This window comes from Catenovulum sediminis, assembly GCF_007289895.1.
GTDB classification, from domain to species: domain Bacteria; phylum Pseudomonadota; class Gammaproteobacteria; order Enterobacterales; family Alteromonadaceae; genus Catenovulum; species Catenovulum sediminis.
This window is the reverse complement of record NZ_CP041660.1, coordinates 3,501,285-3,515,278: the sequence shown is the minus strand read 5'-3', so window position 1 is coordinate 3,515,278 and position 13,994 is coordinate 3,501,285. Positions and strand designations below refer to the sequence as shown.

The 13,994-nt window shown below is 40.4% G+C and carries 8 protein-coding genes and 1 pseudogene; 1 reads left to right on the top strand and 8 read right to left on the bottom strand.

The window, feature by feature from the left end:
* Positions 1 to 27: 27 nt before the first annotated feature.
* The 3 genes and pseudogenes from glgX to malQ form a co-directional block, all read right to left on the bottom strand.
* The gene (gene glgX, locus FNT16_RS14865; protein ID WP_143872983.1) at positions 28 to 2,151 is read right to left on the bottom strand and encodes a glycogen debranching protein GlgX; all 2,124 of its coding nucleotides are present in this window, start codon (positions 2,149 to 2,151) and stop codon (positions 28 to 30) included.
* 25 nt (positions 2,152 to 2,176) lie between these two features.
* On the bottom strand, positions 2,177 to 4,369 hold the full coding sequence (gene glgB, locus FNT16_RS14860; RefSeq protein ID WP_143872318.1) for a 1,4-alpha-glucan branching protein GlgB: 2,193 nt from the start codon (positions 4,367 to 4,369) through the stop codon (positions 2,177 to 2,179).
* A 237-nt stretch (positions 4,370 to 4,606) separates the two neighbouring features.
* Positions 4,607 to 6,795 (bottom strand): annotated as a pseudogene (gene malQ, locus FNT16_RS14855) (4-alpha-glucanotransferase).
* Positions 6,796 to 7,054: 259 nt separating this feature from the next.
* On the opposite strand from malQ, the gene gap reads away from it, so the two are divergent.
* Complete coding sequence (gap, locus tag FNT16_RS14850) at positions 7,055 to 8,053, top strand: type I glyceraldehyde-3-phosphate dehydrogenase (RefSeq protein WP_143872317.1); 999 nt, start codon at positions 7,055 to 7,057, stop codon at positions 8,051 to 8,053.
* A 117-nt stretch (positions 8,054 to 8,170) separates the two neighbouring features.
* Here the strand turns inward: gap and FNT16_RS14845 are convergent, their stop codons facing one another.
* From FNT16_RS14845 to zwf, 5 genes are read right to left on the bottom strand one after another with little or no spacing between them, the layout of a single operon-like run.
* Positions 8,171 to 8,809 carry a bifunctional 4-hydroxy-2-oxoglutarate aldolase/2-dehydro-3-deoxy-phosphogluconate aldolase gene (locus FNT16_RS14845; protein WP_143872316.1) on the bottom strand — a complete coding sequence of 213 codons (639 nt, stop codon included), beginning with the start codon at positions 8,807 to 8,809 and terminating at the stop codon, positions 8,171 to 8,173.
* A gap of 17 nt (positions 8,810 to 8,826) precedes the next feature.
* On the bottom strand, positions 8,827 to 9,771 hold the full coding sequence (locus tag FNT16_RS14840; RefSeq protein ID WP_143872315.1) for a glucokinase: 945 nt from the start codon (positions 9,769 to 9,771) through the stop codon (positions 8,827 to 8,829).
* A 5-nt stretch (positions 9,772 to 9,776) separates the two neighbouring features.
* Positions 9,777 to 11,597 carry a phosphogluconate dehydratase gene (gene edd, locus FNT16_RS14835; protein ID WP_143872314.1) on the bottom strand — a complete coding sequence of 607 codons (1,821 nt, stop codon included), beginning with the start codon at positions 11,595 to 11,597 and terminating at the stop codon, positions 9,777 to 9,779.
* Between the two features lie 18 nt (positions 11,598 to 11,615).
* Complete coding sequence (gene pgl, locus FNT16_RS14830) at positions 11,616 to 12,305, bottom strand: 6-phosphogluconolactonase (protein ID WP_143872313.1); 690 nt, start codon at positions 12,303 to 12,305, stop codon at positions 11,616 to 11,618.
* A gap of 17 nt (positions 12,306 to 12,322) precedes the next feature.
* Positions 12,323 to 13,786 carry a glucose-6-phosphate dehydrogenase gene (gene zwf, locus FNT16_RS14825; protein WP_143872312.1) on the bottom strand — a complete coding sequence of 488 codons (1,464 nt, stop codon included), beginning with the start codon at positions 13,784 to 13,786 and terminating at the stop codon, positions 12,323 to 12,325.
* Positions 13,787 to 13,994 lie beyond the last annotated feature (208 nt).

Sequence of the window (13,994 nt, the reverse complement as noted above, 5' to 3'; positions counted from 1 at the left end):
TCTCCTGTTTTTCTCAAATTAAAGTTTCTATTTTTTTCGGCCACGAGCAGGAATATGCCGTCTAGCCAATATACTTAAACCGTGACTTTCTTGCCAATAGCCAGCCTCAAGCTTAGTTTCTTTTGTCGCTAAACCATCATCAACCGAAGTGTCAAATATTAAGGACCAATACTGAGATTTTGGCAATGGAGGCAGTTTAAAACGTACATCAGTGTGATCTGCATTGATCAATATTAAAAATTTGTCTTTATCGGCGTCATGTTCATAATCCTGCCAGGCTAGCTCTACAGCGATCGAACAATTATGTGCAGCTTGCCATGCTGCATCGTCCATAAACTGTCCATCATGTTTATACCAATTTACTTTATGATTGTTTATTTTTCCAAAATAATGGTCATCGGCAAGATTTAATGAATGCAATAAAGGACTGCTGTGACGCAATTTAATCAGTTTTTTAACAAATTCTAATAACTTTCTATCTTCAGGCTTTAACTGCCAATTCAACCAGCTAATCGGATTATCCTGACAATAAGCATTATTGTTACCTAATTGACTGCGCCCAATTTCATCACCTGCTAAAAAATGAGGTGTACCTTGTGACAAAAACAATGTGGCGAGTAAATTTCGTTTTTGCTTCTGCCTTAGCTGATTAATTTTATAGTCATCTGTCGGGCCTTCAATACCATAATTTGCAGACAGGTTATGGCCATGACCATCACGATTGTTTTCACCATTTGCATCATTGTGTTTTTGCTCGTAACACACTAGATCGTGTAAGGTAAATCCATCATGATAGGCGATATAGTTAACACTGGTATTAATAGAGCGTAAACCTTTTAAAAAGACATCCCGAGACCCCATTAACCTAGTTGCTAAATCACCGATGAGTCCGTGATCTCCGCGCCAAAAGCCACGTACCGTGTCTCTGAATTTGTCATTGCACTCGTGCCAGTTTTCTGGAAATTGACCCAAGCGGTAGCCTCCCCAACCAATATCCCATGGTTCGGCAATTAATTTGACTTGCGATAAAACAGGATCTTGAAAGAGCACTTTAAAAAATGCAGAGTAATTATCAAAATCATTACCTTCACGCGCTAAGCTAACCGCAAGATCAAATCTAAAGCCATCAACCTGCATCTCTTCAACCCAATAGCGCAATGACTGAGTCACTAATTGAAGTACATAGGGGTTATCCAGATTAATGCTGTTACCGCACCCCGTATTGTTAACGTAACGGCTGTAGTCTTTTTCTCCGTGAACTTCTTCAAACATGTAGAAATTACGGTTATCAAATCCTCTAAAGGATAAAACAGGTCCGTCAAATCCCCCTTCAGCGCTGTGATTAAACACAACATCTAAAATGACTTCGATTCCATTTTTGTGTAATTCCCGAACCATGGTTTTAAATTCAAGTGTAGAATCTTCATTGGCATAGCGCGGGTCTGGTGTGAAGAAATTAATTGGGTTGTATCCCCAATAATTAGCAAGCCCTAAATCATTTAATCTGGGCTCTGACATAAACGCCATAACAGGCATTAATTGTAAACTTGTGACACCTAAAGATTTCAGATAATCAATCACCTCAGGCTGAGCAATACCAAGGTATTTACCTTTGTATTGGTCAGCGACTTGAGGGTGCATTTTTGTAAACCCTTTCACATGTAATTCATATAAAACCGTATCCGAATCCGGAATTCTGGGCTTATGGGCATCTTGCCAATCAAACCCCATGCCATCTTCAACAATACATTTTGGCATCATGTATTGTGAATCTCCCTGATACAGTCTTTCTTTGAAGTGCAATGCTCTGTTAAGCCCCTTGGCATAAGGGTCAATCAGTAGTTTTTGCTCATCTTGGAAATAACCATGTTCAGGATTGAATTTGCCAGCAACCCGATATCCATATAGCTGCCCAGGTTCTACCCCATAAACAAATGCATGCCAAACCCTACCCTTTTTTCCGGGCATTTCAATACGGCATATCTCATTTTCATCTTTATCAAAAAGACATAAATCAACTCGCTCTGCATCCGGCGAATACACCGCAAAGTTAGTTCCTTTTCCTTTGATGTAACTGGGCCCTAAAATATCAGCAGAGCCCAATGATACTTCAAAGCCGTGAGTGTTATGCAATACAGTTTGTTTCGGCAAATTCACGCTTGTACTCCAGCCTTATTTATTCATCAAAAACGATATATACAGTTGCTAATGGTGGAACATCGATCATGATTGAATGATCTTGCCCCTGCCAAGTTTGCGCTTCTGATTTAAATGTGGCGTTTTCGGTATAATCACTTCCCCAATAATTATTACTATCTGTCGACAATAATAATTTATATTCGCCAGCGTCTTTAACCCCTAAGCGATAACCATCTCGCGGTATTGGGGTAAAGTTACAAACAACATATACTTTCTGTTTGCTTGTTTCAGCTTTGCGAACAAAAGATAGAATACTCTGACCTGCATCTTGATGCTCTATCCATTCAAATCCGCCGGGTTCGTGATCCTTTTCATATAAGGCTGGATAAGTTGTATAGAGTTTATTTAGATCTCGATATAAGTTTTGAATGCCTTTGTGCTTCGGAAAGTCTAACAAGTGCCATTCAACTGAAGTTTCATGATTCCATTCATGCCCCTGGCCTATATCATTCCCCATAAAGTTTAGTTTTTTACCTGGATGTGCATACATAAAGGCAGCATAACACCTGTGATTAGCAGCCGCTTGCCACTCATCCCCCGGCATTTTGGTCAGCAACGAACCTTTACCATGTACAACTTCATCATGAGAAATAGGCAATATAAAGCTTTCGTTGTATGCATACACCATAGAGAAAGTGATTTCATTGTGATGGTATTTACGATATGCAGGATCTTTAGAAATAAAGTGCAGACTGTCATGCATCCACCCCATATTCCATTTAAAACCAAAACCTAATCCACCTTCAAATACTGGGCGTGATACTTTTGGAAACGCAGTAGACTCTTCGGCAATGGTGAATGCATGTGGGAAGTTTTTATATACTTCTTCGTTAAACCAGCGCAACAAACTAACCGCTTCGTAGTTTTCGTTACCACCATCTACATTCGGGACCCATTCGCCTTCATTTCTTGAATAATCCCAATACAACATACTTGCAACCGCATCTACTCGCAGTGCATCGACGTGGAATTTATCTAACCAAAATAATGCGCTAGCCACTAAAAATTGGCGCACATTGTCTTTACCGAAATCGTAGATGCAAGAATTCCAATCCGGATGCCACCCTCTTCTCGGATCTTCATATTCATAGATATAGGTGCCATCAAAACGCGCCAAACCATGTCCATCTTCAGGGAAATGTGCAGGTACCCAGTCAACAATGACACCTATTCCGTTTTGGTGACACTGGTCTACAAAATATTTAAAGTCATCAGGCGTACCAAAGCGGCTTGTAGGTGCAAATAACCCGACCGGTTGATATCCCCATGAACCATCGTAAGGGAATTCTGATACTGGTAAAAATTCTATGTGTGTGTAACCCATATCTTTAACATAAGGGATTAACTCATCCACCATTTCGCGATAGCTTAGTGGTGTACGACCTTTGTTATCGTAATGCGCTTTCCAACTACCCGCATGTAATTCGTAAATAGACATTGGGCTTTTGTAGCGATCAACTTTTGCTTGCTCTTTTAACCAAGCTTCATCATTCCATTGATAATTATCGTGATTATAAACAATCGAAGCATGAGACGGATATTGTTCTGCACAAAAACCAATTGGATCCGCTTTATGGGGTAATCTATTGCCCATTGGATCTTTGATTTCATATTTATATTTAGTACCAGCAGCGATGCCCGGAACAATTAAAACCCAGTGACCACACTCAGTTTTTTGCATAGGATGCAATCGGCCATCCCAATAGTTAAATTCACCAATCAGGCTAACAGCAGTCGCATTCGGTGCATACACAGCGAATCGTGTCGCACTCACTTTAGTATCATTAACATCGATTTCCAGTAACTGTGCACCTAACTGCTCATACAAATTTTGTGGTTTAGTCGCGACATAATGTACTGCGTGATAGGCTAAATCTCTAAACTGATACGGGTCTATTACTTCGTAAGTATGTTCCGTATTGGATATTTTGAATTTGTAAGCAAAGTCATCAGTCAATCCGTCAAACTCAGATTCGAATAATGCCCCTTCACCATCAACTTTCTGTAAAAAGCCGACACTTCGCTCTGTGCCGAGTTCGACCACTTCGACTTTAACGGCATTCGGCGCCCAAGCTCGAATGACATGTCGTTTGTCATCTTCACTTGTTTGTAAACCTAGGTGTTCAAAGGGATTATGCAATCTGGCTTGTTCGAGTCTATTTACGAGCATACAAAAGTCCTGTTGTACTGAATGAAATGTTTAGTAATTTTAGCCCATTATTTATAATAACTCGTTTAATTCCTTAAACGGTGTTGGGCAAAATCCAGTTTGATTGAAATTTCTTTCGCTTTCAATCTTTAATTACTTCTTAATTTCGCAATTATTGGTTATAAAACGTTTGCTAAAACTGCGTGAACACTTTTTATACATTAGGTTCACGCAGTTAGCGTATAGAATGTACAATTATTACATATTTAATGAACGCGCTTGATTCAACCCCAGAGTGAGCGTGCTGATCTCATCCTGAGCGAACAACTCCTCAAGATTAGTTGATAACTTCCGGCGCCAGTTTGGATATTCATCACAGGTGCCTGGTACATTGACCGGCATATCCATTTCAAGCCAATCTTCTAATTGCAAACTAAGCAATGCACTATTGGCTTTAGCCATATGAATTTGCATTGAGTGGTTAAGCTCTCTGCTCATGCCAACCTGATGAGCATCGCGTGAGATATTTGAAGAAACAGACTCATGTCCATGCAAACTGTCTAATATACGCTGTTTAGCAACATGACGAGCATGGAATAACCCTTCCAATTCGTTTTCGTCTGGATAAATACCTAAAGTGTGCCCGAGTTTTAAATCATCACAATGCCAAAATCCTTTCAAGGTTGCCATATCATGTGTCGTCAGTGTTGCCATGGCTTGACGCGGATAATGAGAAGGTGAGTAAAACCCACCATCAGGCGCGGTTTCAAAGAAAAATACTCGATAAGAAAGGACGCAATTTTCGGCAAAAATTTCACGAATGCCTTCAGGGACCGTACCTAAATCTTCGCCAATAATCATACATTGGTTGCGTTGACTTTCTAAACACAACAACGCCAACAGATCATCAATTGGGTAATACACATAGGCGCCTTTTGTTGCGTGTTCACCACCTGGCACCCACCATAATCGCAATAATGCCATAACATGATCGATTCTGAGTGCACCACAAGATTGCATATTTGAGCGATACATATCGATGATAGGCTGATATTTTTGACTATATAGTCTGTTTGGCTCCATCGGTGGTAAGCCCCAACTTTGCCCCTGAGGACCAAGTGGATCAGGTGGCGCGCCAACACTGACATCAGCACAATATAAATCTCGATTAGCCCAAACTTCAGCACTTCCAGAGCTGACCCCTACAGCAAGATCCCTGTATATCCCTAATGTCATACCTAATTCTTTTGCTTTAGCTTGGCAAGCATCCAATTGTGCAAATGCGATCCATTGGCACCAAGCGTAAAAATCAACTAACGATTTATTCTCCTGTGCAAATTTAGCGACATCCGGTTTGTGATATTCACTTAAATTTTCCGGCCAACTTGGCCATCCCCAAGCTAAAATTCCCTGTTGCTGCAGAGAGTCCTGTACTGCATCAAATATCGATTGCTGACGAAGAGAATCTCCACCTTTACGAATGAAATCATCAAACTCCTTTTTCATTTCATCTGAAGCATTATTTTCAAAATGGGCAAACAAAGCTTTTAAAACAGGTAATTTTAATTTAGCTATCGCATTGTAATCTACATGATCGGTATTTCTGGCATGTGCTTTTAGATTTTGATGTTCTTCTGACTGAACAATGGCTTGTGCGCTTTGTTCTGCAGCAAAACCATATACTTTAGTGACATCAATATACAACAAATTTAGCCAGCGACGCGATGATGGACTATAAGGACTACAGGCATCTGCATTTGACGGATAAAGCGCATGAATTGGGTTTAAGCCGACAAAATCACCACCATTTTCTGCAATTTTTTCGATTAAATATTCAAGATCTGTAAAATCGCCCATCCCCCAATTTTTTTCTGTACGTAAACAATACAGCTGGACACTTGTCCCCCAAACTTTTCGACCACTTTTGATATCATCTGGCTGGTAACACTGTTTAGGCGCAACTATCAGAGATTGTTCTGTGATAAATTCACCGTTTTCGTCCAACAAGGTCAACGAATGGTAGCCACACGGAAACTCACCCGGTATTGTCACCAAATATTCCTGAAATTCCAGTTCGTCGATCACTTCAACATCTAACATTGCACCATCAATAGGTTTAACATCAAGATTCGATTGAACGCCCTGCTCTGTTGTAACCTGTACTTTAAAAATACTGTTCGCCGCTGAAATGGGTACTCGAATTTCGATTTCAATGGATTCATCAGTGCGAATAATTTTGACAGGGTCAATATAATTTAACCAATAATCTCTCCGTTCATCTTCAACTTGTTCTGCAAGTTTTGCTTCTTCATCTACCGCATACCCCATCGCTTTTAATAATTTAGCCTTGCTATCCGGGTCGACAATTGCATCTTGCCCCAAGCATTAAGGTATTTAGTTTCGATGCCTCTAGCTTTGGCAATTTGATCAATTAATTCATTATTCATATTGAGTCCTATTCGTTTGATATGACATTAGCATAAACGAAAATCCATATTTTTCACGGTTTTATCGTGTTTCGCATACGAATTCAAAAATAGTTCAAATATTGACTATTCACGAGAGTAGATTAAAAATAATTGAGTTTTTGTATTATAGATTTTGTATAATACCGCCAGTTTATTAATCATAAATAATATAACTTGAACGCTAGCGAATGCTAAATTCAGCAAAGCTTAATTATTAAAAAACAGTTTAGGAACAACTATGACTATTAAAGTAGGTATTAATGGTTTCGGTCGTATTGGCCGTTTCGTTTTTCGCGCATCAGTAGAACGTGACGATGTTGAAGTTGTTGGTATCAATGACTTGATCGATGTCGAATACATGGCTTACATGCTGAAGTACGACTCTACTCACGGTCGTTTTAAAGGTGAAGTTGAAGTTAAAGACGGAAACTTAATTGTTAACGGTAAATCAGTACGTGTGACCGCAGAACGTAACCCAGCAGACTTAAAATGGGATGCAATTGGTGCAGATGTTGTTGTGGAATCAACTGGCTTATTCTTAACGGATGAAACTGCTCGTAAACATATCGAAGCTGGCGCTAAAAAAGTAGTTATGTCTGCTCCTTCTAAAGATGCAACACCTATGTTTGTTTGTGGCGTTAACTTGGATGCATATGAAGGTCAAGATATCGTTTCTAATGCTTCGTGTACGACCAACTGTTTAGCACCTTTAGCTAAAGTATTAAACGACAAATGGGGTATTAAAGACGGTCTAATGACAACGGTGCATGCTACAACTGCAACGCAAAAAACAGTAGATGGTCCTTCAGTTAAAGACTGGCGTGGTGGTCGTGGTGCTGGCCAAAACATTATCCCATCATCAACAGGTGCAGCCAAAGCCGTGGGTAAAGTTATTCCGGCATTGAACGGTAAATTAACGGGTATGGCATTCCGTGTTCCAACACCTGACGTTTCTGTTGTTGATTTAACAGTTAACCTTGAGAAACCAGCAACTTATGAAGAAATTTGTGCTGAAATGAAAGCAGCTTCTGAAGGTGCGTTGAAAGGTATTTTAGGTTACACAGAAGATGATGTCGTATCAAATGACTTTATCGGTGAGACTTGTACTTCTGTATTTGATGCTAAAGCAGGCATTGCTTTAACAGATACGTTTGTAAAAGTTGTTTCTTGGTACGATAACGAAATTGGTTATTCAAACAAAGTATTAGACTTAGTCGCTCATATCGCGAAAAACTAAGGCTAGCTTTCATATAGAATCAAAAAGCCCTCTTTAATAGAGGGCTTTTTTATATCTAGGTTTTTTCTTTCACCAAACTTTAAAAATAAGAGGAATCTCCCCCTCTTATTTATCCATTTAGCTTTGTGATGCTGCTTTTGCTAGCTCTGTGATTTTTTTCCAATCACCGGCCTCTACTGCATCTTGTGGAACTAACCATGAACCGCCAGCACAACGAACATTAGGTAAGGCTAAATAATCTTGTAGATTCTTAGGGCTAATACCACCTGTTGGACAGAAATTGATATGCGGGAATGGACCACCTATAGATTTAAGTGCATTCACACCACCATTCGCTTCGGCCGGGAAGAATTTGAAACTGTCATATCCGTGCTCAATACCTACCATCAATTCTGAGATAGTTGCAATACCTGGAATTAAGGCTGTTTTACTCTTATTAGCAGCCTCTAACAAGTCAGGTGTCAAACCTGGGCTAATCGCGAATTTAGCACCATTATCTTCGACTGCTTGTAATTGCTGGGCATTGATTACCGTGCCCGCACCAGTAATTGCTTCAGGTAACTTTTCAGAGATGAGTTTTATCGCATCTAAGGCACATTCAGTACGCAAGGTAATTTCCAATACACGAATACCACCTTCTAACAAAGCTTCTGCAACTGGAAGTGCATGTTCTAATTTTTTAAAAACTAAAACAGGTACAACCTTGCCGGCGTTCATCACGTCAAGCGGTTGCATAGACCAATTTCTTGTTGTCATATTTGTAAACCTTTAATTTAATTCTGAGCAATATAGGCTGCAGCGCCTAATAGGCCAGGTTGCTCTTCCGTGACTATATATACAGGAATCGACTTGTTTAATTTTTCAAAACGCCCTTTCGATTCAAATCGTTGGCGGAAGCCACTTTGTTTTACATAATCGATAAAACGAGGAACAATTCCGCCTGCAATATACACACCGCCTTGCGTAAGTAGATTAAGCGCTAAATTGCCACCAAAACTGCCCATAGTTTCGCAAAACATATCCAGCGTGCGTTTACAAAGTTTGCATTCACCTTTAATGGCTTTTTCAGTGATTTCTGAAGGCTCTAAAGCTTTAATCTCAGCATCATTGATATGCGCTAAAGCACGATAAATATTTGCAATGCCCTGCCCAGAGATTATGCGCTCAGCAGAAACGTGTCCAAGTTCATTTGCTAAGAACTTAAGCACTTGCGCTTCTTCATCGTTATTGGTTGCAAAATCAACGTGACCACCTTCACCGGGTAAAGGGATCCATTTGCCCGAAACCGGCACTACATGGGCAACACCAAGTCCGGTACCCGCACCATATACTGCTATCGGCTTACCAGACACAACTGTTTCGCCGCCCAGTTGTACTTTCTGATCATCTGCCAAAAACGGTACCGACAAAGCAATCGCTGTAAAGTCATTAATGACATGCAAAGCTTCAACACCCAATTCTTTCTGACTTTCTTTAATCGAAAAAGACCAGGAGTGATTTGTCATGGTTATCTGATCACCAGATACCGGACAAGCTATTGCTAAACAGACATGTGTTGGCTGAGCACACCCAGTATCATTTAAATACGCCTGGATGGTTGCAACAGGTGATGCATAATCTGTTACTTTATATTTTCTAATCTCACTGATGTTGTTTACGCCATGCGTTTGCGCAATGCGCATATTGGTTCCACCAATATCGGCAACTATTTTCGTCATTTATTCTAGTCCTGATAAAATAAGCTACATGCACCTTCTTCGGCACCAGTCATTCTTGATCTTAAAGCACCAAAAAACTCTCGTCCCATACCAACTCTCTCACTTTCTACAAGCGAAGGTTTAGCATTTTCACGACTTGCAAGTACATCTGGCTCAACTAACAATTCAACTTTGCCCTTCTCAGAATCGATTAGGATCAAGTCACCTTCTTCAACTTTGGCTAATAAACCACCGTCGATAGCTTCAGGTGTCATATGAATTGCTGCCGGAACTTTACCAGATGCACCAGACATACGACCATCAGTTACCAATGCAACTTTCTGACCTCTGTCTTGCAATACGCCAAGTGGTGGTGTTAATTTGTGCAGCTCAGGCATACCAATGGCTTTAGGACCTTGGAAACGAACTACAGCAACAAAATCACCTTCTAGCTTACCGTCCTTGAACGCTTTTTCTAATTCGTGCTGACTTTCGAACACGCGAGCTGGTGCAGTAAATGCGACATCTCCCTCAGGCAATGAAGATGTTTTCATTACGCTACGTCCTAAATTACCTTGCAGTAACTGTAAGCCACCATGAGATTTAAATGGTTTTGCTGCACTTGCGATAATCGTTTTATCTTTAGACTTTGAAGGCTCACTGACCCATTCAAGCTCACCATCGTTTAAAACTGGGGTTTTTGTGTATTTTTCAAGCCCTTGACCACAAATTGTATGCACATCATTGTGAATAATATCTGCGTCTAAAAGTTCTTTAAATAATACAGACATACCGCCAGCATGGTGGAATTGGTTAATATCGGCAGAGCCATTTGGATAAATACGCGTTAACAAAGGCGTTGCATTAGATAAATCAGAGAAGTCAGTCCAATCTACTATAATGCCAGCGGCTCTTGCCATAGCAACCAAGTGCATGGTGTGGTTAGTCGAACCACCTGTTGCTAGTAACGCAATAATACCGTTAATAACCGATTTTTCATCAACAACCTTGGAAATCGGTGTGTAATTAGTTCCCAAGTGCGTTATTCTTGTTGATTGTTTCGCGGCAGCTCGCGTTAACGCTCTTCTCAATGATGATTCTGTTTCAACAAATGAAGAACCTGGTAGATGCAAGCCCATCATTTCAACCACTAACTGGTTGCTGTTGGCTGTACCATAAAAAGTACATGTTCCCGGCGAGTGGTAAGATGCGGATTCAGATTCTAAAAGTGCATCTTCGCCAATTTTACCTTCTGCATATAACATACGAACTCTGGTTTTTTCAGAGTTCGGGATACCTGAAGGCATAGGCCCAGCGGGGATAAATACAAACGGCAAGTGACCAAATGAAAGCGATGCCATAACCAAACCGGGTACGATCTTATCGCAAATACCCAGCATTAAAGCACCGTCAAACATGTTATGAGACAGCCCGATACAGGATGCCATTGCTATCACGTCTCGACTCAAAAGGCTTAGGTCCATTCCTGGTTGCCCTTGCGTCACACCGTCACACATAGCGGGTACACCGCCGGCAACCTGAGCGACACTACCAGTTTCCGCAATTGCTTCTTTAATAATTTTCGGATAATGCTCATATGGTTGATGAGCAGATAGCATGTCGTTATATGAGGTGATAATACCAATATTGGCTTTATTAAATTGCTTTAGTGTGTTTTTTTCGTTTTTGGCACAAGCGGCATAGCCATGTGCCAAATTACCGCAGGATAATACTTCTCGATGCGGGCCTTTAATACGGGCACGTTCAACTTTATCGAGATACGCTTTACGCGTATCTCGGCTACGTTCAATTACTCGTTCTGTTACTTCCTGCACTATGGAGTTCATAGAGTGTTTGTCTCCTGCTTATTTAGCAGCCCAGACGACTTCGACAGGTGTATTATTTTGCTTCACAATTGCTCTAATCGGCATTTCTGAAACTTGCTCACCAGCGAGTGCTTTATCGAGTACAGCCTTTTTGCTTTCACCAACCAAATGTACAAATATTTGTTGGCTATTCAAAAGTGACTTCAACGTCAATGACATACGTTCATGTGGCGCAGTAGTCGGCTGAACTGCAATACACACTTCTTCTGAAGTTAAACCTTGTTGAATTTGCTCTGAACACGGGAATAAAGATGCTGTATGACCATCTTCACCCATCCCCAAAATCAATACATCAATTGGGAAAGATAGTTTTTGCAGGTTAGCTTCAACTGAAGGCTCTGCGCCAAACGCACTTTCTTCTGATGTTTTCAATTCAACAAAGGTTGCGTCCGCAGCTTTGTTTTGAATTAAATTATTTAATACTAAAGCAGTATTGCTTGCTTCGTGATTTTTATCAACCCAACGTTCGTCGGCAAGCGTAATCGCAACTTTATTCCATGCGATATCCGCTTGAGATAATTTTTGGAAAAACGGCAATGGTGTACGGCCACCCGACACCACCAAACTAGCTCTTCCATTTTTTTCTATAGCAGCACTGAGTAAGCCTGCAACTCTTTCAGCAAAGTTTTCATTTAGATCATTGCTCGAGTTAAATTCGGTAAATTGCATGTTAAAATCCTTATTATTTAATCCCACTCTCGTTCATCTTTAGCCATCAACAATGCCGACGCTTCTGGCCCCCAAGTACCTGCTGGGTAAGGTTTAGGTTTATCATTGGTTTCTTCCCAAGCTTGGAAAATACCATCAACCCAAGACCATGCGGCTTCGACTTCATCTCGGCGAACGAATAAAGACTGATTACCTAACAATGCTTCTAACAATAATCGCTCATAAGCATCCGCTATGCGTTGGTCTTTGAAAGCCTCAGAGAAACTCAAATCAAGTTTAGTTTCCTGAAGATTCATATGGTCATCTAATCCAGGGACCTTATTTAACATCTGGAACTCAACACCTTCACGAGGCTGCATACGAATTGTCAACACGTTAGCAGGTAATGTCCCAAAGCTCTCTTTAAAAATATTGTGTGGCATATTTTTAAAGTGAATGACAATTTCTGTCAACTTTTCCGGCATTCTCTTACCGGTGCGCAAATAAAATGGCACACCAGACCATCGCCAGTTATCAATATCTACTCGCAATGCGACAAAAGATTCAGTATTACTTTCAGTGTTCGCACCCTCTTCTTCTAGATATCCAGGTACAGCTTTGCCACCAATAACGCCGGCTGTATATTGTCCACGAACCGTTTTTTCTGCAACATTTTCTTTAGTAATAGGTCGAAGACACTTCATTACTCGAAGCTTTTCGTCACGGACACTGTTTGCATCTAGGCTGACAGGCGGGTTCATAGCAACTAAGCTTAAAACCTGAAGCAAATGGTTTTGTACCATGTCACGCATTTGGCCTGCATCATCAAAATAACCCCAGCGACCTTCAATACCAACTTCTTCGGCCACAGTAATTTGTACGTGGTCGATACAGTTATGATCCCAGTTTGAGGCAAATAATGAATTAGCGAATCTAAGTGCTAATAAATTTAAAGTGGTTTCTTTACCAAGATAGTGGTCGATGCGATAAGTTTGGTCTTCATTGAAAAACTCGGCAACTTGATCATTGATCACTTTAGACGATTCTAAATCGTGACCAATTGGTTTTTCTAAAACGACACGCGTTTCATTATTGATTAAACCGGCAGCATTTAAACCCTTACAAATAGAGCCAAAGATAGACGGTGGTGTTGAGAAATAATTCACCATTACTCTATTTTCTTGGTCAACAAGATCTTTTAACGCGGCATAAGCGTCTAAATTGCGCATGTCTATCATGCAATAATCTAACTTAGCCATAAAGCGCTGCCAAGTCACTTTACATACATCTTCTTTCATAAATGTATGTAATGCCTCTTCAACTAAACTCACGTATTCAGCTTGCGACATTTCATGACGTGCAACACCAATGATTCTAGTCTGTGGGTCTAACAACCCTGATTTTTCTAATTGAAATAATGACGGTAATAATTTACGGCGTGCCAAGTCCCCTTTGGTGCCGAATAAAACTAGATCGCATGGCTTATTTGATTGCGAGACCATGTTTGCTCCCCGTTTAAGTCGTGTGGATATTAATTTTACCAGAAGCGCCTAAGCGCAATTTAAGCGCGGTATTGAACACCAAAAAACATATTTTTACAACTCACTAGACGTGCAACAGACTGCGAATACGTATTCAACCGTTTTATAATCTGTATTGTACCGGAAAATGTAGTTGAATTACATAATAATATAAAAATTGTGTTATTTT

Excerpts from the sequence above, each read along its gene's own strand:
- glgB (WP_143872318.1), bottom strand. The coding sequence starts at position 4,369 with ATGCTCGTAAATAGACTCGAACAAGCCAGATTGCATAATCCCTTTGAA.
- gap (WP_143872317.1), top strand. The coding sequence starts at position 7,055 with ATGACTATTAAAGTAGGTATTAATGGTTTCGGTCGTATTGGCCGTTTC.
- FNT16_RS14845 (WP_143872316.1), bottom strand. The coding sequence starts at position 8,809 with ATGACAACAAGAAATTGGTCTATGCAACCGCTTGACGTGATGAACGCC.
- FNT16_RS14840 (WP_143872315.1), bottom strand. The coding sequence starts at position 9,771 with ATGACGAAAATAGTTGCCGATATTGGTGGAACCAATATGCGCATTGCG.
- edd (WP_143872314.1), bottom strand. The coding sequence starts at position 11,597 with ATGAACTCCATAGTGCAGGAAGTAACAGAACGAGTAATTGAACGTAGC.
- pgl (WP_143872313.1), bottom strand. The coding sequence starts at position 12,305 with ATGCAATTTACCGAATTTAACTCGAGCAATGATCTAAATGAAAACTTT.
- zwf (WP_143872312.1), bottom strand. The coding sequence starts at position 13,786 with ATGGTCTCGCAATCAAATAAGCCATGCGATCTAGTTTTATTCGGCACC.